This is a genomic window from Ruegeria sp. H8 (assembly GCF_056532905.1).
This window is the reverse complement of the sequence record NZ_JBQFNY010000005.1, coordinates 165,082-184,656: the sequence shown is the minus strand read 5'-3', so window position 1 is coordinate 184,656 and position 19,575 is coordinate 165,082. Positions and strand designations below refer to the sequence as shown.

Sequence of the window (19,575 nt, the reverse complement as noted above, 5' to 3'; positions counted from 1 at the left end):
GGCATTTTGGGCTATGTCTGCACAGATTGCGGTGTTGGATTGAACAGATCAAAGCCAATGGCAGGATCTGACAGTGCTTTCCAAACCTGATAGTCCGTAAAGTAACCGGTGTGCCCGCCAGGATCGACCGGGATGTTTCGATTTGCAAAAATGAGACCACCCTCGATCTCGGTTCCGACAAAATCGTCCTGCCGGAAGATGTTGAACCACGCGGCGTTCAACTGACTGGCGGTGATGGTGAACATCTCGGGAAAATAGCGCTGATAAATATGCGTGACCGGAGAGCCCATCGTGATGAGTGTCAGAGTCCGCCCGCCGATGCGTCTCTGGACGCGTGGGTCAGCAAGCATCTGTGTGGCGATCACGGTGCCCTGCGAATGGGATATCACCGTAATATGATCCGCTGGAAAGATATCGAGAACATAGTACAACGTGCGATAGAAACGCTCGTCTATCGCCTTGCGATCCGGATAGTTGCGTTGTCGCGTTTCCAGATCTTTTCCCAGATAGCATTTGTCACGAATGGCGTAGGTAACGATATCCCGTGCAACGCCCAGCCCGGCGGAAACAAAATCAGAAAACCGGTACATCAACGCAGTTGCGCCAAGAACGATCAGGCCGATCTCGCCTTGCGAACAGGCCAACCTGTCCAAAGCCCAAGAGATCGGGTTGGTTTCACCTATGCCCACGTTGCATGCGGCCTCAAAACTCTGGTTGGCTGCGATCTCTCGGATCGTGACCAGAACCAGCACGATTGTACCAAACAGAAAGACCCACTGCGCCAGCCGGTTTACAATCGCCCGGCTGATCAGACCGCTGCGGGTGTGAAGGTTGGCCTTGTACGTTTTGCGACCTGCAAAAAGCCCGACGCCAACGAACCCCAACAGAACGATGGCCACAAAGGCCACGCTGAGAGTTTCGATGGACTCGTTCAAATTGCTTTCAAAAAGACGTTGCAGCTGACCGCCGGACAGGCCCGAAACAGTTTCCAGCAATTGCTCTATGGTCAACCAGAGGCCGGAAATGAAGAACATCCAGAAAACCAGCATGCCTGCACAGATGCTGGGGTACAGCCGCCTGTGCTCTGAAAGTGTGTCATTGATCTGCAGCGTCCAGGCGGACAACGCGTAAAGAATGAGTGTCAGGAAGATAAGAGTGGCCCAGAAAATGGACAGCAGAAAAACCTGAAACGCCACGAATTGCTCCAGGGCCGGCGGGCAATTTCCCGTGTCGGAAGGGACGCAGACCCACAATTTCAGGCCCAGCGGCCCAATGACCAGGCACAGAGTCAGTGCTGTTCCCATTGCGAGCATTCCACGCCAGAAGACCCGCCTGAGATAGGTCGGCGCCGATCGGCTTTGCCCCAGCCCGACAATGGCCCCGCCGGCGTACAGCCCGAACAGAAGCCAGAACAACAGGGCAGGGTTCTGGAAAACCGAGACAGGTATCCGGTCGGTCATGACCGCTGCGGCACCAATCAACAAAAAGACGTTCAGCGTCGCAACCGCACCGAAGAAGATCCATGTGAAAAGATGTACCAGCTGTGCCGCAAGTGTATTCCTGCCATTGGGCTGGTCCGAGGCAACGCCTTTGCGGATGTGGGTTTGCTCGACATTGTCCATCGCCAGATATCCCAACGCCAGAACGACCCAAATCAGGTCCAGCACGGTTTTGATCGCTCCTTTCGGGGCCGGAGAGCGATCAGCCCAATAAACTTCGGCAAACAGGGCCTTGTCCTGAGGAACAGCCGGGTCAGTCACCGTGCGCAGATTGACTTCGAACAGCTCTGCATTTCTTGGATTTCCGTCGAAGGTGGATTCGGCCAGTTCGATCATGCCGCGTTCGACTTCGATCGGTGGTCTGGGGTTTCCATCCAGCCAGGTTGTTGCTGCGCCAACGACCTGATCGACGGTTTCGCCGGGTTTTTGTTCACCGATTCCATGTACCGTGAGGATCAAATGTCGACCCATTGCGTTCTCCAAAATCTCTTTAAGTAACGGCAGGAGCGTATCACGAATGGCGCCAATGCCCAAAAATGACGTTTTGCGTGGTCTTGCACATTCCCGCGCTTGTGCTTGGTGCTTTGATCTGAAACCGTCGGTCCATGGCGATGATTTCCGTTGAAACTCAGTTCGGACGACTTGGTGTTGAAGAAACAGACGGAGCCCTTACACGGCTTGTCTGGAACGGCAGGAACGAGGGTGAGCCGACTACGCTGCTGCGCGAAGCCGCCGCCCAGTTGAGGGCCTATGATCAAGGGTGGCTTGACCGTTTCGATCTGCCGTATCGCATTGACGGATCAGAGTTTCAAAAGCGGGTCTGTGACCTGATATATGCCATCCCGCTTGGAGAAACGCGCACCTATGGCGATATCGCCAAAGAATTGGGGCAGCCCGCCCAGCCGGTTGGCCAAGCCTGCGGATCAAACCCCATTCCCGTGATCATTCCCTGCCACCGGGTACTGGCCGCAAATGGCTTGGGCGGTTTTTCGGGCGACGGTGGTGTTGAGACGAAAGTTGCCCTGTTGCGGCATGAGCGGGCGGCAGGTCTTTTGATCTGAGCGTCGAAATTCGGTTGCAATCCGCTTTTTGCAGACACAACTTGTAACCATTGCTGAATTTGAAGGACCGCATTGCATGACCACTGAACAAGACCGTGCAGCCCGCAAGAAGGCCATTATCGACCGGTTGATGTCGCTTGAAGCGCAAGAGCTTGCAACGGCGCAGGCGCATTACGATGCGTTTTTGAAAGATGCCCAGTTGGACGACCGGGAAGGTCACGACAAGGATGACATTGCCGCATCGCGGGAAAACGCCGATCTGGCGGCTGCCTTTGATGCCCCGGTCCATGCGCATCATGCAAAGATTGATGTCATCGAAAATACCGATTTCAGCCTTGCCGACACGGTCAGGCCAGGAGCTGTGATCAAGTTCAACAACCGCAGATTTGTTGTGTGTGTTTCAACAACGCGGTTTGAAGTGGATGGCAAGACCTATATGGGCATTTCAACCCAAAGCCCGATATATCTGGCGATGGCAGGTCTGCAAAAGGGCGACGTCTTTACCCATAACGGCACCGAATTCGAGGTGCAGGACGTTCTGTAAAACGGGACGGGCAGCGCTGCGTCAGGCGCGGCGCTGCGGAACAACCTGTTGGGCGATGCCTGCGAAGGTCAGGTACAGGCTGGTGATGACCAGCCCCCAATGGGCCCAGCTTTCGGGGTGAAAATCGACCCATGCGGCCCAACCCGCGAAGAACGTCCATGCCAGCGCCATCGGCAAAGTCAGGCTGCGCCAGCGCTCGGTGCGGACGGGATGAACGAATTTCAGCGGCAGAAACATGGCCAGCGACAGCAGGGTGACCAGCAGCAGGATGATCCAGAAATTCGGTTCCAGTGCGAAGATCACGATCACGAACATGTTCCAGCACCCGGGAAAACCGGAAAACGAATTGTCCTTGGTCTTCATGCGTGTATCCGCGAAATACATCGCACTGGCAAATGTGATGACGATGATCGCGAACCATCCGGTCCAGCCGTCCATCAGCCCCGATTTGAACAGGGCAAAGGCCGGGATGAACACATAGGTCAGGTAATCGATGATCAGATCCAGCAGAACGCCGTCGAACTCGGGCGCGTTGTGCTTGACGTGATAATGTCGCGCCAGCGGGCCATCGATACCGTCTACAATGAAAGACACGACAAGCCAAAGATACATAAGGCTCCATTTCTCTTCGACCGCGGCCAGCATGGCCAGCATGGCAAAAACAGCGCCTGTTGCAGTAAAGAGATGAACGGAAAGAGCTTTGAATCTGAGTGTCATGCGAGCGTCATGACTGATGCGCGTCCGAGATGCAAACCAAAAGCCCGGGTTTCTAGGTGATGTGCACGTCAGGCTTTGGGATGCGCGCGGTTGTAGACCTCCATCAACCGCGCTGTGTCCACCGCCGTATACGCCTGCGTCGTCGACAAAGAGGCGTGGCCAAGAAGCTCTTGGATGGCACGCAGGTCGCCTCCGGCTGACAGCAGGTGGGTGGCAAAGCTGTGCCGCAACGCGTGAGGTGTCGCGGTTGAGGGCAGGCCCAGCTGCATACGCGCTTTGGCCATAACCCCTTGGATTGCACGTGGGTTCAATGGCCCGCCACGGACACCTCGAAATAGGGCTTTGTCCTGTGCTCGTGGATGGGGGCATAACTTCAGGTATCTGTCGACCGCTTCGCGGGCGGCAGGAAGAACCGGTACGACCCGTTCTTTGTCGCCTTTCCCGACGATGCGCAGCGTGGCGGGCAAAGGCACGTCCGCTCCGGTCAGGGACAGCGCCTCGGATATGCGCAGGCCGCATCCGTACAGCAGCGTCACAACCGCGACGTCGCGCGCCGCGACCCAGTCGGATGTGGATTGCAGTTCCACCGTATCGATCATGGCGCGGGCTGCATCTTCGGCCAGCGGACGGGGCAGTTTCTTGGTGAATTTCGGCGCGCGGGTGGACAGAACGGCGGTGGGCTCGAACCCCTCACGCTCTGCCAGCCAACGGTAGAAGCTTTTGACCGCCGACAGTTTGCGCGCCAAAGACCGCGCGCTGACGTCTGCGCCGCGCTGATCCGCCATCCAGGCGCGCATATCCGACACCGTGATCCGTTCCAGTGCCTTCAGGCCATGCCGTTCGGCGTGATGCAGGGTCATGAACGACAGAAACTCGACGACATCGCCACGATAGGCGTTTAGCGTATTCTCGGATCGTCCGGCCAGTGCGCTCAGGCTGTCCAGCCAATGCTGAAGCGCGTCGCGGCAGGCAGGCGAGATCAGGCTCACGACAACCAGTGACGCATCGAGCGTTCGAACACGCCGGCAAAAAAGGCCAGAAGATCGGTGCCCAGCTGCGGTGTGAAATGCCGCGGGTCGCGGGCGGCCATGACGATCATGCCAGGCAGGCGACCGGCTCCGAGGTCCAGTTTCAGGCAGGCCTCGGAACGAAGCTGATCGGCCTGTGACCCGAAAATACGCCGACTCGGCTGATGGATTTCCCGCAAGATCACATCCCGCGCAGGGCCGCCGCGATCAATGGTCAGGTACCGGTCGATGAAACCGGGTTCCGCGATCGTCAGGACCCCGCCCAACGTGTCGATTGCGGGATCGTTCTGAACCACGGTTGTTTCCAGAACCAGCGTAACGCTGTCGACGCGCAGGATGTCCGCCACATCGGCGCCCAGCGTTCGCAGGAAATCTTCGAACTCGACAGGTTCCAGCAATCGCAGAATGGCGCGGTGGACCTGATTGGTACCCGCGAGGTTTTCATAGGCCGCAGCGATGACGGAACGGTGGGTGTCTTCCAGCCGGTCCAGCCGCGCCTCGAGCCGTTGCATCGCAATGCCGCGCAGGTCAATCACGTTGTCGCCGCGCGCTTGCTCGTTGGCAGCGACAAGCGCCTGCATCAGGTCTTTGTCGTCCAGTACGACATCCGGCTCGGCCAGAATCGCCGCGCGGAGGTTATCCTCGAGTTTGGGGGTGCTGCTCATGTCCCGTCCGGTCTTTTTTTGTTGTCGCGGCTTATAACATGCCGGACCGGATTTGCCTTGGAAAAAATGCACGCAAGGGTGGATTTCCTTGCATGCTGTGGCAAGGGGCTCCCGCCCGCCATGCCTGATCACAGATCAGGCATTTGGCCGTTGGGCCGGGCGCGGCGCCTTTCGGCACCGCGCGGTCGGGTCTGGGATCAGAGGATATTCTGACCGGTTTTGGCCCAGTCCGCGAGGAAGGTTTCCAGACCTTTGTCCGTCAACGGATGGTCGGCCAGTTTCTTGATCACGGAAGGCGGTGCGGTGATCACATCGGCCCCGATGCGGGCGCTGTCGGTCACGTGGTTGACGGTACGGATCGATGCGGCAAGGATTTCGGTCTCGAACCCGTAGTTGTCATAGACCTGACGAATGTCTGCGATCAGATCCATGCCGTCGAGGTTGATATCGTCAAGCCGTCCGATGAAAGGCGAGATGAATGTCGCGCCCGCCTTTGCAGCCAGAATCGCCTGATTGGTCGAGAAACAGAGCGTCACATTGACCATCTGGCCTTCGTCGCTGAGTGTCTTGCAGGTTTTCAAGCCGGCCCATGTCAGCGGCACTTTGACGGCGATATTCGGCGCGATCTTGGCCAGTTTGCGGCCTTCGGCGATCATGTCGTCAGCTTCGGTGGCGACAACCTCGGCCGATACCGGGCCATCGACCAGATCACATATCTCTTTGGTCACTTCCAGAATGTCGCGACCTGACTTCAGGATCAGCGAAGGGTTGGTGGTGACGCCGTCCACCATGCCCAGATCGTTCAGTTCGGCAATGGCGTCGATTTCGGCTGTGTCTACGAAGAATTTCATGAGGGCAGTCCTTTGATGGGTTGGCCTTGGTCGCGGATGGCTTTACCTCAAAGAGACCCCTGCTGGAACCCCCTGCGAAGGACATGCCGTGAGCGCTAACGGATTTTTCGACCAAGGAGAGCTGGTTGCGGTGCTGACAACGCAGCCGCTTGACCGGACGCTGGATTACAAAGCGCCCGAAGGCGGGTGCGTTCTGGGCGCGTTTGTCGAGGTTCCTTTGGGCCCGCGCAAGGTGCTGGGGGTGGTCTGGGGGCCGGGGCAGGGTGGTTTTGATCTGAGCAAGGCGCGGTCGGTGATCCGGGTTCTCGAAGTTGCTCCGATGCGTGAAGAGATGCGGGTGTTTCTGGAGAAGGTTGCCGATTACACTCTGACGCCAATGCCTGCGATGCTGCGTCTGGCGACGCGGGCACCGGGCCTGGGTGATCCGCCGTCTATGCGCAAGGTCTACCGGCTGGGGGATACTGAACCTGACCGAATGACCGATGCCCGGACCCGGGTTCTGGAGGTATTGCGGGATTATGGTGGGCTGGCCTTTACCTTGAAGGAACTCGCCGAACAGGCAGGTGTAACGTCATCTGTTGTCAAGGGGTTGGTCAAACAAGGCGCCGTGCGCGAAGAGGACAGCCCGCGCGACCTGCCTTATCCGCATCTTGATCCGGACCTGCCCGGGAAAGACCTGACCGCGGATCAGGCAGCGGCGGTCGAACGGCTTCAGGCCGGGCAGCGGACCGGCGATTACGGCACCACGCTGCTGAAAGGCGTTACCGGTTCCGGCAAGACCGAGGTCTATTTGGAGGCCGTGGCCGAAGCGCTGCGCATGGGGCGGCAGGCCTTGGTTCTGCTTCCCGAGATTGCCCTGACCGCAGAATTTCTGACCCGGGTCGAGGCGCGGTTCGGTGCGCGCCCGGCGGAATGGCATTCCGGCGCGACGATGACGGAACGGCGCCGGGTCTGGCGGATGGTCGGACAGGGGAATGCGCAACTGGTCGTGGGCGCCCGGTCGGCGCTGTTTCTGCCATTCCGCGATCTGGGGCTGGTGGTCGTCGACGAAGAACACGACACGTCCTACAAACAGGAAGACGGCGTGCATTACAGCGCCCGTGACATGGCAGTTCTGCGCTCGGCGATCTGTGGCGCCCGGGTGATTCTGGCCAGCGCGACGCCTTCGCTGGAAAGCTGGGCCAATGCCGAGGCGGGCAAGTACGAAAGGCTTGACCTGACCTCGCGCTTCGGAGCGGCGGTATTGCCCGAGATGAAGCCCATCGACATGCGGGCCGAGCAGATGTCGCCCGGAACGTGGGTTTCTCCGTCTTTGCGGCAAGCGGTGCAGCAGCGGATCGAAAAAGGTGAACAATCGCTGTTGTTCATCAACCGCCGTGGCTATGCGCCGGTCACCTTGTGCCGGGCCTGTGGCGAGCAGATCGCCTGTGATCAGTGCGACGCACGCATGGTCGAGCATCGGTTTCTCAAGCGATTGATGTGCCACCAATGCGGCGAAACCAAGCCGATGCCCGAAGCCTGCCCCTCCTGCGGCGTGGAGGGTAAGCTTGCCCCGGTCGGGCCGGGGATCGAACGGCTGGCGGAAGAAGCCGAGGCGACCTTCCCCGAGGCGAAAATCGCGATGCTGAGTTCCGATCTTTTTGGTTCAGCCCGGGCATTGAAAGCCAAGATTGAAGAGATCGCCGCCGGGGATGCCGACATCATCATCGGTACGCAATTGGTGGCCAAGGGGCACAACTTCCCCAAGCTTACATTGGTCGGTGTGATTGACGCTGACCTTTCCCTGCACGGCGCGGATCTGCGCGCGGCTGAGCGTACGTTTCAATTGATGCGGCAGGTGGCCGGGCGCGCGGGACGGGCGGACAAGCCGGGGCAGGCGTTGTTGCAAACATTTCAACCGGAACACCCGGTGATCCGGGCCATCCTCTCGGGTGACGAGGAAGGGTTCTGGAAAGCCGAGGCAGCGGGTCGGCAGGCGGCAGGCGTGCCGCCCTATGGTCGCATGGCCGGGATCGTGTTGTCGGGCCCCGAGGTCGGGCCGGTTTTCGATATCGGCAATGCAATGGCGCGCAACGATACACCTTTGACGCAGATCGGTGCTCAGGTCTTTGGCCCTGCGCCGGCACCCATCGCACGTATACGTGGCCGCCACAGAGTACGCTTGTTGGTGAAAGCCCCCAAAGGGGCGCCGATCCAGGATGCCATTGCCCGCTGGATCGCCCCGTTGCGCCTGAAGGGCGATATCCGCCTGACCGTCGATATCGACCCACAGAGTTTTTACTGACCTCTGCATCTGTGCAGGGTGATTGTGCGCAGACCGCTTCCCTCTCGCCAAAGCGGTGAAATGGGCGTAGAGGACTCTCATGCTGAAACCCATGCCCCTTACCGAGGCGCAGAGCCTGCCGTTCTGGCGCCGCCCCATCACGCTGTTGTTCATGATGGCGCTGACCATGCCCATTGCGTTCAACGCATGGAGCGCGCTGCTGAACAACTTTGTTATTGAGGTGGCGAATTTTGATGGCGCGGATATCGGTCTGCTGCATACGGTGCGCGAGATTCCGGGGTTTCTGGCGGTTGGCGTGATTGCCGTCATCATTTTCATTCGCGAGCAGGTGCTGGCGATGATCTCTCTGATGATGCTTGGCGTCGCAACGGCGGTGACCGCGTGGTTTCCCAGCCTGGGCGGGTTGCTGTTTGTGACCTTGTTCAGCTCGATCGGGTTCCATTACTACGAGACCGTAAACCAGTCGCTTCAATTGCAGTGGCTGCCCAAGGATCGTGCTCCGCAGGTGCTGGGATGGCTGGTTGCGATGGGATCGGCGGCGACCATGGTGGTGTATGGGCTGATCGTACTGACCTGGGATCGCTTTGATCTGTCCTACAACTTTGTATTCATGGCGTCGGGTGGAGTTACGGCTGCGCTGGCCCTGTTCTGTCTGTTCGCCTATCCGCAATTCGATGCGCCCACGCCGCAGACCAAGAAGCTGATCCTGCGTCGCCGGTATTGGCTGTATTATGCATTGCAGTTTATGGCAGGCGCGCGGCGGCAGATATTTGTCGTCTTTGCCGGGTTCATGATGGTCGAGAAATTCGGCTTTGAAGTGCATGAGCTCACCAGCCTTTATCTGATCAATCTGATGATCAACATGATGGCCGCCCCATTGCTGGGAAAGGCGGTGGCAAAGTTCGGTGAGCGGCGCACGCTGATATTTGAATATACCGGCCTGGCCATCGTGTTCGCAGCCTATGGCGGCATCTATTGGTTCGGCTGGGGTGTTCTGCTTGCGGCAATCCTTTATGTGATCGACCACGTGCTGTTTGCGCTGGCTTTGGCGTTGAAAACCTATTTCCAGAAAATCGCCGACCCTGCTGATATCGCGCCGACCGCTGCGGTGGCCTTTACGATCAATCATATTGCGGCGGTGTTTTTGCCCGCTTTGCTTGGCCTGCTTTGGGTCGTGTCGCCGGGCGCCGTGTTTGGCCTGGCCGCGGCGATGGCGATCGTTTCGCTGCTGCTGTCCCTGTTGATCCCGCGTCATCCCGAGCCCGGCAACGAGACCATCCTGACCAAATACGCTCCGGCCCCTGCGGAATAGGTCTCAGCGCTTGACCTTGACGGCGCGGCGTCCTAGGCGCGGTGTCAATCGAGACAGGAGGCCCCAATGCCCACATTCACCGCACTGACGACGCTGACAGGTAAGAAGGCCGCCGAAGGTCTGGGCGAGGCGATGGAACGTCTGGAGCCAGAGCCAACCGGCGTTGGTGTGTTCGAAGTCGAAGACGGCTCCGGCCTGTGGGAGGTCGGCGGATATTTCACCGAAGCCCCCGACGAGACCGCACTGGCGGTTCTGGCCGCGGCATTCGACGCCAAACCGTTTGTTGTTTCAGAGCTGCCGGAAACCGACTGGGTTGCGCATGTACGACGCGAGCTTGCGCCCGTCGAGGCGGGGCGTTTCTTTGTCTATGGAAGCCACGATGCCGACAAGCTGCCCGAGGGCCGCATTCCATTGCTGATCGAGGCCGCAATGGCCTTTGGCACCGGCCACCATGGTACGACTTTGGGGTGCCTCAAGGCCTTTGACAGATTGCTTGACGAAGGGTTCACCGCGACGAAAGTGGCGGATATCGGCTGTGGCACCGCCGTTTTGGCCATGGCCGCAGCCCGGGTTTGGGACGGTGACATCATTGCCAGCGACATTGATGAAGTGGCTGTTGACGTGGCCGAAGCCAACCTCAAGGCGAACGGGATGTCCGGTGCCGTGCGGTGCGTGGAAGCGGCGGGTTTCGACCACCCCGATCTCAGGGCGCACGCGCCCTATGACCTGATCTTTGCCAATATTCTCAAAGGTCCTCTGGTCGCGCTCTCGCCGGAAATCGCGGCGAATCTGCGTCCCGGAGGGTATGCAATCCTGTCGGGGATCCTCAACGAACAGGCCGATGATGTGGTGTCTGTTTATTCTCAAAATGAATTCAATCTTATCCGTAGGGATGAGATTGGTGAATGGACGACCCTAATCTTAATGAAACAGGGCGCAAACTAGGCCATTTGCAGGAGTTTTGTGGAATTTTGCCACGTTTTTGTCGTAATCTCTTTTTACCGTTTTCTGACTGAAGTCGAGGGGGGCGGTTTTTGGAGGCTGCCATGACGGGTAAACAACTGGAGTTCACTCAGCGCGTTAATCGCCTGAACAAAAAACATCAAAAGATGAGCCGTGGCTATCGCGCGACGATGCGCAAGGATGGCCTGGTCGTCATGAAGCCGCAGCGGGTAAGCTCGGCAGTGCCGGCCAGGGTGCTGTTGCTTACGCTTCTGAGTGTTGTGGCGTTCAAGGCGTTTCTTCTGTCCAGCCTTGGCCCGACCGGATACCAATATCGGATCGACAGTTTGAACGAAGGCACATCGGTCGAAAAAGCAGGTGCTTGGGTGATGCAGATCGACCCGGTGTCGCAGGCGATTGCCGTGCAACTCAACAAGATTTTATACTGAATCTCAGTTTTGACTCAGTTTTCGGACGAAAAACACCGCGTGCCCGGGGCGCGCGGTGTTTCTGTTTGCCCCTCAAGGGAGGAGGAAGGGGCGTATGCGAGTGGTGGTCGGTATTACCGGCGACCTTGGGCGATGGCGTCGATGTCGCCACGGCACAGGCCGATATCTTCCAGTTCACGATCGGTTAGACCGGTCAGCGCGTTGCGGGTAACGCGGGCGTCATTCCATTCGACGGCGGCGTTCACGGCCGATACAAAAAATGCGCCGATACGGCCAACGAGGCCGAACGAGCCAGTGGAGGCGAAGCGGGTGGTGTCCAGTGCAGCCATATCCTGTTTCCTTCTGGTTGGTGTTCACTTTGCGGTCTTGCGATCTGCCCGGCATCTAGTGCCGCCAAATCGCCCGCACAAGTTCAGTTTTTGCATGTGTCCTATGCGTTTCCTGCAATGCTCCAAAAGGTTGTAATCCCCTTAAATAATTGGTGAAAACGCGTTCACAAAAGTGTCGAATTCAGACTTTTTGAAGTCGCAAATGGCGTGTTGAGTCGCCTATGGGACAGGTGTGTCGTTTTCAGGCCTTGGGTCAATTCGCTTGGAAAATGTTCACGCTTCGTGCTAGGCGTTGAAAAAAGATCACAGAACCCGAGCAGGCCGAGGCAAAACATGCGAATTCTGGGCATTGATCCGGGGCTTAGGACCCTGGGGTGGGGCGTCATCGAATCAAATGGCAGCCGCCTGAGCCACGTGGCCAACGGTTTGTGCAAGTCGGATGGGGATGATCTGGGTGAGCGGCTGTTGTCTCTCCATAACCAGATTGTCGAAGTCATCGCCGATCACCAACCGGACCAGGCAGCCATCGAACAGACCTTTGTGAACAAGGATGGTGCCGGTACGCTCAAACTGGGTCAGGCGCGAGGCGTGGCGTTGCTGACGCTGGCACAGGCCGGATTGCCGGTGGGGGAATACGCCCCGAACCGGGTCAAGAAAACGGTCGTGGGTGTCGGGCACGCGGAAAAGGAGCAGGTGTTGCACATGGTCAAACTGCAATTGCCCGGATGTCAGCCCAAAGGGGCGGATGCAGCAGATGCTCTGGCGATTGCGATTTGCCATGCCTATTACGGCAAGACCCAACAGGTGCGTGTGAAAGAGGTGCGGGCATGATCGGAAAACTCACCGGAAGGCTGGACTATCGCGCAGCAGATCACGTGCTGATCGATGTCCGGGGTGTGGGATACATCGTCTATTGCTCTGACCGGACCATGGCTGCACTGCCGGGTGTAGGCGAGGCGGTTTCGATCTATACGGACATGGTCGTGCGCGAGGACCTGATGCAGCTTTATGGCTTTCTTTCGCTGGTCGAGAAGGAATGGCACCGCCTTTTGTGCTCGGTTCAGGGGGTCGGAGCGAAAGTCTCTCTGGCGATCCTCAGCGCGCTGGGGCCGGACGGTGTCAGCCGCGCAATCGCACTGGGAGATTGGGCGGCGGTCAAGGCGGCGAAAGGTGTGGGCCCGAAAACGGCGCAGCGGATCGTTCTGGACCTCAAGGACAAGGCGCCGGGCGTGATGGCCATGGGTGGTACCTTGACCGATGCGATGGATGGCCCTTCGATCGAAGTTGTAGAGCCTGTCGAGGCAGCGCCTGCTCCGAAGCGGACGCCAAAACCGGCCTCTGGGGCCGCCGCTGCATCAGCGGGTGCGCTGTCTGCCTTGTCCAATCTGGGTTATGGGCCGTCGGATGCAGCAGCCGCGGTTGCCGAGGCGGCCGCCAACAACCCGGATGCAGACGAAGCGGGTCTGATTCGTGCCGCGCTGCAATTGCTGGCTCCGAAAGGCTGAATGAATGGTAGACGCTGATCCCACTGTGCGCCCCGATCCATTGCCCGAGGACAACGACCGCGCATTGCGCCCGCAGGGCTTGGATGAGTTCATCGGTCAGGCCGAGGCACGCGCCAATCTGCGCATCTTCATCCAATCCGCCCGCCAGCGGGGCGAGGCGATGGATCACACGTTGTTCCATGGCCCTCCGGGGTTGGGCAAGACGACGCTGGCGCAGATCATGGCGCGTGAACTGGGGGTGAATTTTCGCATGACGTCCGGGCCGGTTCTGGCGAAAGCGGGCGATCTGGCTGCGATCCTGACCAATCTCGAAGCGCGGGATGTCTTGTTCATCGACGAAATCCACCGCCTGAACCCGGCGGTGGAAGAGGTGCTTTACCCCGCGATGGAAGATTTCGAGCTTGATCTGGTGATCGGCGAGGGGCCCGCCGCGCGAACCGTACGGATCGAATTGCAACCCTTCACGCTTGTTGGGGCCACGACGCGCATGGGTTTGCTGACCACACCTTTGCGCGACCGGTTTGGTATTCCGACCCGGTTGCAGTTCTACACCGTGGACGAATTGCATGAGATCGTCACCCGAAACGCGCGGAAACTCGGCGCTCCGGCAGATGATGATGAGGGCGCACGCGAGATTGCGCGCAGGTCACGCGGAACACCGCGCATCGCCGGACGTCTGCTGCGCCGGGTGGTGGATTTCGCCATTGTCGAAGGAGATGGGCGGATCACCCGCGAACTGGCTGACGGAGCCTTGACGCGGCTGGGTGTGGACCATTTGGGGCTGGATGGTGCGGACCGCCGGTATCTGAAACTGATCGCCGAGAATTACGGTGGTGGTCCTGTCGGGATCGAAACGATGTCAGCCGCCCTGTCTGAAAGCCGGGACTCGCTGGAAGAAGTGATCGAGCCCTTTCTGTTGCAGCAGGGGTTGATCCAGCGAACACCGCGTGGGCGGATGTTGGCGCAAAAGGCTTGGACGCATCTGGGCATGGCTGCACCCAAACGGCAAAGCGATCTGTTCGGTTGAAGCTTGCGCTTGGAAATTTTATGCCTTCGGCGAGAGTGTTTTCGAAAAGATGAAGGCTTGACCGTGACACCGGAAGAGATTGAGGCGCTGTTCACGCGCGAAAGCGGTGAGTTTCTGTTTGCCCGCTGGGGACGACCCATCGTGCCGATTGTGTTTGGCGTTGAAGATGAAACGCTGTCCACTGTGAAGGGCGCCTTCGAGGCGGTTGTCACCTTGGCCGGTCACAAAATGGCCGAAACCGACCCCGAACTTGGTGCCAACTTCATGGTCTTCTTCTTCCGGGATTGGCAAGAGCTGCTGGACGTGCCTGATCTTGATCGTCTGATCCCCGATCTGGCACCATTGGTCGGGCGCTTGGTTGAAGCGGATGCAAACCAGTATCGCATTTTCCGGTTCGAGGAAGATGGCGCGATCCGTGCGGCTTTTGTTTTTCTGCGCATGGACAAGCAGTTGTCCAAAGTACCGGCGGAAACGCTGGCGCTGAGCCAGGTGGTGCAGACCATCCTTCTATGGTCCGATACTGCGTTTCGGACGCAATCTCCGCTTGCCGTGGCGGGCGAAGCGACGATCCTGCGCCCCGATATTGCTGCGTTGATTCGGGCTGCTTACGATCCGGTTTTGCCGGGTTCGGCGCAGGATGCGTCTCATGCGCTCAGGTTGTTTGCCCGGTTGGAGCCACTGCAATGAAACATACCTATCCGGTTCGCGTTTATTATGAAGACACCGACATGGGCGGCGTCGTCTATCACGCGAACTATCTGCGGTATATCGAACGTGCGCGTTCGGATTGGGTGCGCAATCTGGGCAATGACCAGAACGCAATGCGGGAAGAGGGCATTGTTTGGGTCGTGCGGCGGGTCGAGGCCGATTACCTTTCGCCCGCCAGGTTCGATGACGAACTGATCGTCGAAACCGAAGTTACGGAAATCTCGGGTGTGCGGCTGACCATGGCGCAGCTGGTCCGGCGCGGCGAGACCGAGATTTTTCGCGCCTCGGTCACTGCCGTGTGCATCAACAAGGATGGCAGGCCGATCCGGCTTCCGGCAGAGATTCGCGCATTGATGTAACAATTTGCGTGTCAGGGGTGGTTCTGTTGGCATTTCAGCCCCAACTGCGTTAGCGTTTGGCAAAACAAGGCCAAACAAACGGCCGTCAGGCAAAAACAAAGAGCAGGTTCATGGAAGCTGAAACGCTGGCGCTGGCGCAGGAGATCGATTTCTCCATGTGGGGGCTGTTTGCCCGCGCGACATTTATCGTCAAATTGGTGATGTTGATGCTGATCGGTGCATCCATCTGGTCCTGGGGCATCATCATTCAGAAGCTGATCAATTACCGCGCGGCCCGTCGCGAGGCGCAGGCATTTGACGAGAGCTTCTGGTCCGGCAACCCTTTGGACGAGCTGTTCGAGCAGATCGGAACCCAGCCGGATGGAAGTTCTGAAAAGATTTTTGCTGCCGGAATGATCGAATGGCGCAGGTCGCACCGAAATGATGGCGGATTGATTGCCGGAGCGACTGCGCGGATAGACCGGTCCATGGATGTGGCCATAGCGAAAGAGGCCGAGACCTTGCAGAAAGGTCTGCCCATCCTGGCTACGGTTGGATCGACTGCGCCGTTCATCGGCCTGTTTGGTACGGTCTGGGGCATCATGAATGCCTTTATCGAAATCGCCGAACAGCAGAATACCAACCTGGCGGTCGTGGCCCCGGGTATTGCCGAGGCACTATTGGCAACGGGGCTGGGCCTTCTGGCCGCGATCCCGGCGGTTATTTTCTACAACAAGCTCAGTGCAGACTGTGACCGCATCGTGGGCGGCTATGAGGCCTTTGCCGACGAGTTCGCGACCATTCTGTCGCGCCAGTTGGACAGCTGAAAATGGGCGCGGCGGTTCAGCAATCCTCGGGTGGAAACGGGCGCAGACGCGGTCGGCGTCGCGGTCGCGCGCAACCCATGGCCGAGATCAACGTGACCCCGTTTGTGGATGTCATGCTGGTTTTGCTGATCATCTTCATGGTGGCCGCGCCATTGCTGACCGTCGGTGTTCCGGTAGATCTGCCCAAGACCGCCGCCAGTGCTTTGCCCGGTGACAATGAAGAACCTTTGACCGTGACCCTGACGGCAGATGGACGTGTGCAGATCCAGACAACAGACGTGTTGCGCGAGGAACTGATCGGCAAGCTGCGGGCCATCGCCGCAGAGCGGAGCAGTGACCGGGTTTTCCTGCGCGCCGATGGCGCGATTCCTTACGCGCAGGTCATGCAGGTCATGGGCGCGCTGAACGCGGGCGGGTTTTCCAACGTTGGGCTTGTGACCGATACGGGCGGGCCGACGCTGGACGAAGGTGGAGAGTGAGGCCGCACGGTGGATACCGGCACCAAGATTTCGGCGATTGCGCATGTCAGCCTGATCGGAGTGGCGCTTTTCGGCGGTACCTTCCGGTCCGAGCCTTTGCCGATGGCCGTACAGGATGTGTCCGTGATCACCGCTGAACAATTCGCGGCCATGACGGCCCAGCGGGATGCGCCTGAGACCCCGGAGGTGCCGGCGGCATTGCAACAACCGCCCGAACCACAGGCTGATAGCACGCCGCCAGAACCTGTGGTCGAGGAACAGCCCCGCCCTGAACCCGTCGTGCCTGCCGAACCCGAACCCGAGCCTGCTCCTGTTATCGTCGAAGTACCGCCGGAACCGGACGTGCCGGACGAGCCGCCGGTATTGACAGAGCCCGAGGTCGAACCTGTCGCACAGGTTGTGCCTCCGGGGCCCGAGGCGCAGCCGCGCCCGTCCGATCGTGTCGCCCCCGAGGCCATAGCGCCACCACCGCCCGAGGCAAAACCTGATGATTTCGAAACGCCGCCGGTGTCTTTGGACGAGGGCGCCGAGGTTCAGCAGGAACAACAGGATCAGACCGCGCCGGAAGAAGCGGCCCCCGAGATCGTGACCGAGGCAGAGGAAACCAAAGAGCAGTCTCCGCTTACGTCACCGCGACCGCGGGTGCGTCCGAGCCGCCCAAACCCACCGCCCGAACCCGTTGTGGCAGAGACGCCCGAGGCGGCGCCTGAACCTGACGCGCAGGCCGACGAGGCCGCGATCAATGACGCTTTGGCCGAAGCCTTGGGCAGTGGAACACAGCCATCCGGCCCACCGCTGACCAGCGGCGAGAAGGACGCGATGCGATTGGCCGTGTCCAAGTGCTGGAATGTGGGCTCTTTGTCTACGGATGCACTGAGTACTGTGGTCGTTGTGGCTTTTTCGCTAAACCGTGATGGTACGGTTGTGGATGGCAGCATTCGGATGCTGGACAGTTCTGGCGGGTCTGCTGGCGCGGCCAATCAGGCCTATCAGGCCGCTCGGCGCGCGATTTTGCGCTGCGGGGCGAAAGGATATGACTTGCCTGCTGACAAATACGCTCATTGGCAGGATGTTGAGATTACATTCAATCCCGAGAGGATGCGGATCAAATGATGAAACTTCTGACCAGCCTCTTTGTCGGCCTGACGCTGATGTCTGCGCCGGTTTTTGCACAGAACGGTCCCCTGCGATTGGAGTTGGACCAGGGCATTATCGAACCATTGCCCTTTGCGGTGCCGAACTTTGTCCCCGATGGCCCGTCAGCGGCGCAATTTGCACAGGACATCTCGCGCGTGGTGGCGGCTGATCTGACAGGAACCGGGTTGTTCCGCGAGATCTCTTCGGATGCCTTCATCAGTCGGGTCAGCAGCTTCGAAGCACCAGTTCAGTTTGCCGATTGGAAAGCGATCAATGCCGATGCGCTGATTACGGGGGCAGTCAATGTTTCGGGCAAGAACCTCACGGTTCGGTTCCGGGTCTGGGATGTGTTTTCGGGCCAGGAGCTGGGCAATGGGTTGCAATTGGCAGGCACCACCGAGGGCTGGCGGCGCATGGCCCACAAAGTGGCCGATCAGGTGTACAGCCGGATTACGGGCGAGGGCGGATATTTTGACAGCCGCGTGGCCTTTGTTTCGGAAAGTGGGCCGAAAAACCAACGCCTGAAACGTCTGGCGATCATGGATTATGATGGCGCGAACGTGCAGTACATGACCGACAGTGCTGCTATCGTTCTGGCGCCGCGCTTTTCACCCAATGGCGATCGGTTGCTGTACACCAGCTATGAAAGCGGAAGCCCGCGCATCTATGTTCTGGATGTGGGCCGCGTCAAACGGCAGGAGCTGAAGACTCAGGACGGAACCATGAGCTTTTCGCCCCGCTTTTCGCCGGATGGCCGGTCGATCGTGTATTCATTGATTCAGGGCGGAAACACGGACCTGTGGAAAATGGATCTGGCGTCGGGGCAAAGCACTCGTCTGACCAACACGCCGGCGATTGAAACAGCCCCCAGCTATGCGCCGGATGGCAGCCGGATCGTGTTTGAAAGCGACCGTTCGGGTACACCGCAGCTTTACGTGATGCCCGCGAATGGCGGAGAGGCCACGCGGATCAGCTTTGGCTCGGGTCGTTATGGCACGCCGGTATGGTCGCCGCGCGGCGATCTGATTGCCTTTACCAAGCAAAACCAGGGCCGCTTCCACATCGGGGTGATGCGCACGGACGGATCAGAGGAACGCTTGTTGACCGCCTCGTTTCTGGATGAAGGCCCAACCTGGTCGCCCAATGGCCGCGTCATCATGTTCACCCGTGAAACGCAGGGTGCCAGCGGCCGGGCCTCGCTGTATTCGGTGGACATCTCGGGCCGCAACTTGCGCCCGGTGCGAACACCGGATGGCGGCAGTGATCCGTCATGGGGCCCACTACAGAATTGATCGCAGCAAAGTTCACAACGAATCGTCCCTGTGGTAGACAGGCGGCAACAATCAAAACACGAGGCACTTGAAATGAATGTATTGAGCAAAGTCCTGGCGTTGGGCGCGCTGAGTGTGATCGCCGCCTGTACGAACAATGACCCATCCGCCTTGGGCGGCAGCGGTGCCGGCGGCACAGGCGCAATCGTACCGGGCTCGCCCAGTGACCCGCGTTCGCCTGCGTATTTCCAGCAGACCGTCGGGGATCGTGTTCTGTTCGCCGTGGACCAGTCCACCCTGACACCACAGGCGCAGACCGTGTTGCAAGGGCAAGCGGACTGGCTTCTGGCCAATCCGGATTTTGTTGCCACGATCGAAGGTCACGCGGACGAGCAGGGTACGCGCGAGTATAACCTTGCGCTGGGTGCGCGTCGCGCAAATGCCGCTCGTGAGTATCTGATTTCGCGCGGTGTTGCTGGCAACCGTCTCAAAACCGTCAGCTACGGCAAGGAGCGCCCAATCGAGATTTGCAGCGTTGAGGAATGCTATTCCAAGAACCGCCGCGCAGTGACTGTGCTGACCGGATCAACACTGGGGTAAGA

General features: G+C 59.1%; 22 protein-coding genes. 16 read left to right on the top strand and 6 right to left on the bottom strand.

Translation table 11 applies throughout. The annotated features are described in order from the left end of the window. Positions 1 to 11: 11 nt before the first annotated feature. On the bottom strand, positions 12 to 1,970 hold the full coding sequence (locus ACR0A2_RS14060; protein WP_171616320.1) for a lipase family protein: 1,959 nt from the start codon (positions 1,968 to 1,970) through the stop codon (positions 12 to 14). Positions 1,971 to 2,104: 134 nt separating this feature from the next. Between ACR0A2_RS14060 and ACR0A2_RS14055 the strand changes: the two genes are divergently transcribed. Then, positions 2,105 to 2,560, top strand: a complete 456-nt coding sequence (locus tag ACR0A2_RS14055; protein ID WP_480835626.1) for a methylated-DNA--[protein]-cysteine S-methyltransferase — start codon at positions 2,105 to 2,107, stop codon at positions 2,558 to 2,560. A gap of 76 nt (positions 2,561 to 2,636) precedes the next feature. After that, complete coding sequence (locus tag ACR0A2_RS14050; protein ID WP_152457211.1) at positions 2,637 to 3,104, top strand: hypothetical protein; 468 nt, start codon at positions 2,637 to 2,639, stop codon at positions 3,102 to 3,104. A gap of 21 nt (positions 3,105 to 3,125) precedes the next feature. On the opposite strand, the gene ACR0A2_RS14045 is transcribed toward ACR0A2_RS14050, so the two are convergent. From ACR0A2_RS14045 to fsa, 4 genes are all read right to left on the bottom strand, one after another. Further along, positions 3,126 to 3,821, bottom strand: a complete 696-nt coding sequence (locus ACR0A2_RS14045; RefSeq protein ID WP_152457212.1) for a CDP-alcohol phosphatidyltransferase family protein — start codon at positions 3,819 to 3,821, stop codon at positions 3,126 to 3,128. A 68-nt stretch (positions 3,822 to 3,889) separates the two neighbouring features. Then, a complete protein-coding gene (locus ACR0A2_RS14040) occupies positions 3,890 to 4,810 on the bottom strand; it encodes a tyrosine recombinase XerC (protein WP_171117476.1) in 921 nt (306 codons plus the stop codon). Further along, the gene (locus ACR0A2_RS14035; RefSeq protein WP_152457214.1) at positions 4,807 to 5,514 is read right to left on the bottom strand and encodes a DUF484 family protein; all 708 of its coding nucleotides are present in this window, start codon (positions 5,512 to 5,514) and stop codon (positions 4,807 to 4,809) included. Before ACR0A2_RS14035 ends, ACR0A2_RS14040 begins: the two co-directional genes overlap by 4 nt. 197 nt (positions 5,515 to 5,711) lie before the next feature. Then, positions 5,712 to 6,365 (bottom strand): fructose-6-phosphate aldolase, encoded by a 654-nt coding sequence (fsa, locus tag ACR0A2_RS14030; RefSeq protein WP_480447069.1) that lies wholly within the window; start codon positions 6,363 to 6,365, stop codon positions 5,712 to 5,714. An 88-nt stretch (positions 6,366 to 6,453) separates the two neighbouring features. Between fsa and ACR0A2_RS14025 the strand changes: the two genes are divergently transcribed. From ACR0A2_RS14025 to ACR0A2_RS14010, 4 genes are all read left to right on the top strand, one after another. Then, entirely contained in the window at positions 6,454 to 8,649 is a 2,196-nt protein-coding gene (locus tag ACR0A2_RS14025) for a primosomal protein N' (protein WP_480835624.1), read from the top strand. A gap of 79 nt (positions 8,650 to 8,728) precedes the next feature. Next, a complete protein-coding gene (locus ACR0A2_RS14020) occupies positions 8,729 to 9,961 on the top strand; it encodes an MFS transporter (protein ID WP_152457217.1) in 1,233 nt (410 codons plus the stop codon). Positions 9,962 to 10,027: 66 nt separating this feature from the next. Next, positions 10,028 to 10,906 carry a 50S ribosomal protein L11 methyltransferase gene (locus ACR0A2_RS14015; protein WP_480835622.1) on the top strand — a complete coding sequence of 293 codons (879 nt, stop codon included), beginning with the start codon at positions 10,028 to 10,030 and terminating at the stop codon, positions 10,904 to 10,906. An 89-nt stretch (positions 10,907 to 10,995) separates the two neighbouring features. Next, positions 10,996 to 11,352 carry a hypothetical protein gene (locus ACR0A2_RS14010; protein WP_224857539.1) on the top strand — a complete coding sequence of 119 codons (357 nt, stop codon included), beginning with the start codon at positions 10,996 to 10,998 and terminating at the stop codon, positions 11,350 to 11,352. A 113-nt stretch (positions 11,353 to 11,465) separates the two neighbouring features. Here the strand turns inward: ACR0A2_RS14010 and ACR0A2_RS14005 are convergent, their stop codons facing one another. Next, positions 11,466 to 11,681, bottom strand: coding sequence for a DUF1127 domain-containing protein (locus ACR0A2_RS14005; protein WP_152457219.1), 216 nt, complete (start codon positions 11,679 to 11,681; stop codon positions 11,466 to 11,468). 333 nt (positions 11,682 to 12,014) lie between these two features. On the opposite strand from ACR0A2_RS14005, the gene ruvC reads away from it, so the two are divergent. The 10 genes from ruvC to pal all read left to right on the top strand — a co-directional run bounded on the left by ruvC (position 12,015) and on the right by pal (position 19,573). Then, positions 12,015 to 12,512, top strand: coding sequence for a crossover junction endodeoxyribonuclease RuvC (ruvC, locus tag ACR0A2_RS14000; protein WP_152457220.1), 498 nt, complete (start codon positions 12,015 to 12,017; stop codon positions 12,510 to 12,512). After that, complete coding sequence (gene ruvA / locus ACR0A2_RS13995) at positions 12,509 to 13,186, top strand: Holliday junction branch migration protein RuvA (RefSeq protein ID WP_480835620.1); 678 nt, start codon at positions 12,509 to 12,511, stop codon at positions 13,184 to 13,186. The genes ruvC and ruvA overlap by 4 nt, the downstream gene beginning before the upstream one ends. Before the next feature lie 4 nt (positions 13,187 to 13,190). After that, positions 13,191 to 14,213: a Holliday junction branch migration DNA helicase RuvB gene (gene ruvB / locus ACR0A2_RS13990; protein WP_480835618.1), complete on the top strand. Its 1,023-nt coding sequence runs from the start codon at positions 13,191 to 13,193 to the stop codon at positions 14,211 to 14,213. A 63-nt stretch (positions 14,214 to 14,276) separates the two neighbouring features. Continuing rightward, positions 14,277 to 14,900, top strand: coding sequence for a hypothetical protein (locus tag ACR0A2_RS13985; RefSeq protein ID WP_480835725.1), 624 nt, complete (start codon positions 14,277 to 14,279; stop codon positions 14,898 to 14,900). After that, positions 14,897 to 15,280 (top strand): tol-pal system-associated acyl-CoA thioesterase, encoded by a 384-nt coding sequence (gene ybgC / locus ACR0A2_RS13980; protein ID WP_171205628.1) that lies wholly within the window; start codon positions 14,897 to 14,899, stop codon positions 15,278 to 15,280. The genes ACR0A2_RS13985 and ybgC overlap by 4 nt, the downstream gene beginning before the upstream one ends. 110 nt (positions 15,281 to 15,390) lie before the next feature. Beyond that, complete coding sequence (gene tolQ / locus ACR0A2_RS13975) at positions 15,391 to 16,086, top strand: protein TolQ (RefSeq protein ID WP_480835616.1); 696 nt, start codon at positions 15,391 to 15,393, stop codon at positions 16,084 to 16,086. Positions 16,087 to 16,088: 2 nt separating this feature from the next. Then, on the top strand, positions 16,089 to 16,565 hold the full coding sequence (tolR, locus tag ACR0A2_RS13970; RefSeq protein WP_152457226.1) for a protein TolR: 477 nt from the start codon (positions 16,089 to 16,091) through the stop codon (positions 16,563 to 16,565). A 9-nt stretch (positions 16,566 to 16,574) separates the two neighbouring features. After that, the gene (locus tag ACR0A2_RS13965; RefSeq protein WP_480835615.1) at positions 16,575 to 17,678 is read left to right on the top strand and encodes an energy transducer TonB; all 1,104 of its coding nucleotides are present in this window, start codon (positions 16,575 to 16,577) and stop codon (positions 17,676 to 17,678) included. After that, entirely contained in the window at positions 17,675 to 18,994 is a 1,320-nt protein-coding gene (gene tolB, locus ACR0A2_RS13960) for a Tol-Pal system beta propeller repeat protein TolB (protein ID WP_480835613.1), read from the top strand. The genes ACR0A2_RS13965 and tolB overlap by 4 nt, the downstream gene beginning before the upstream one ends. A 72-nt stretch (positions 18,995 to 19,066) precedes the next feature. Then, on the top strand, positions 19,067 to 19,573 hold the full coding sequence (pal, locus tag ACR0A2_RS13955) for a peptidoglycan-associated lipoprotein Pal (RefSeq protein ID WP_152457229.1): 507 nt from the start codon (positions 19,067 to 19,069) through the stop codon (positions 19,571 to 19,573). Positions 19,574 to 19,575 lie beyond the last annotated feature (2 nt).

What these genes read in the sequence shown, in the direction of transcription:
- tolR (WP_152457226.1), top strand. Translation starts at nt 16,089, where the DNA reads ATGGGCGCGGCGGTTCAGCAATCCTCGGGTGGAAACGGGCGCAGACGC.
- ybgC (WP_171205628.1), top strand. Translation starts at nt 14,897, where the DNA reads ATGAAACATACCTATCCGGTTCGCGTTTATTATGAAGACACCGACATG.
- ruvC (WP_152457220.1), top strand. Translation starts at nt 12,015, where the DNA reads ATGCGAATTCTGGGCATTGATCCGGGGCTTAGGACCCTGGGGTGGGGC.
- ruvB (WP_480835618.1), top strand. Translation starts at nt 13,191, where the DNA reads ATGGTAGACGCTGATCCCACTGTGCGCCCCGATCCATTGCCCGAGGAC.
- ACR0A2_RS14050 (WP_152457211.1), top strand. Translation starts at nt 2,637, where the DNA reads ATGACCACTGAACAAGACCGTGCAGCCCGCAAGAAGGCCATTATCGAC.
- ACR0A2_RS14060 (WP_171616320.1), bottom strand. Translation starts at nt 1,970, where the DNA reads ATGGGTCGACATTTGATCCTCACGGTACATGGAATCGGTGAACAAAAA.
- ACR0A2_RS14015 (WP_480835622.1), top strand. Translation starts at nt 10,028, where the DNA reads ATGCCCACATTCACCGCACTGACGACGCTGACAGGTAAGAAGGCCGCC.
- ACR0A2_RS14055 (WP_480835626.1), top strand. Translation starts at nt 2,105, where the DNA reads ATGGCGATGATTTCCGTTGAAACTCAGTTCGGACGACTTGGTGTTGAA.
- ruvA (WP_480835620.1), top strand. Translation starts at nt 12,509, where the DNA reads ATGATCGGAAAACTCACCGGAAGGCTGGACTATCGCGCAGCAGATCAC.
- fsa (WP_480447069.1), bottom strand. Translation starts at nt 6,365, where the DNA reads ATGAAATTCTTCGTAGACACAGCCGAAATCGACGCCATTGCCGAACTG.
- ACR0A2_RS14020 (WP_152457217.1), top strand. Translation starts at nt 8,729, where the DNA reads ATGCTGAAACCCATGCCCCTTACCGAGGCGCAGAGCCTGCCGTTCTGG.
- tolB (WP_480835613.1), top strand. Translation starts at nt 17,675, where the DNA reads ATGATGAAACTTCTGACCAGCCTCTTTGTCGGCCTGACGCTGATGTCT.
- ACR0A2_RS14045 (WP_152457212.1), bottom strand. Translation starts at nt 3,821, where the DNA reads ATGACACTCAGATTCAAAGCTCTTTCCGTTCATCTCTTTACTGCAACA.
- tolQ (WP_480835616.1), top strand. Translation starts at nt 15,391, where the DNA reads ATGGAAGCTGAAACGCTGGCGCTGGCGCAGGAGATCGATTTCTCCATG.
- ACR0A2_RS14035 (WP_152457214.1), bottom strand. Translation starts at nt 5,514, where the DNA reads ATGAGCAGCACCCCCAAACTCGAGGATAACCTCCGCGCGGCGATTCTG.
- ACR0A2_RS14005 (WP_152457219.1), bottom strand. Translation starts at nt 11,681, where the DNA reads ATGGCTGCACTGGACACCACCCGCTTCGCCTCCACTGGCTCGTTCGGC.
- pal (WP_152457229.1), top strand. Translation starts at nt 19,067, where the DNA reads ATGAATGTATTGAGCAAAGTCCTGGCGTTGGGCGCGCTGAGTGTGATC.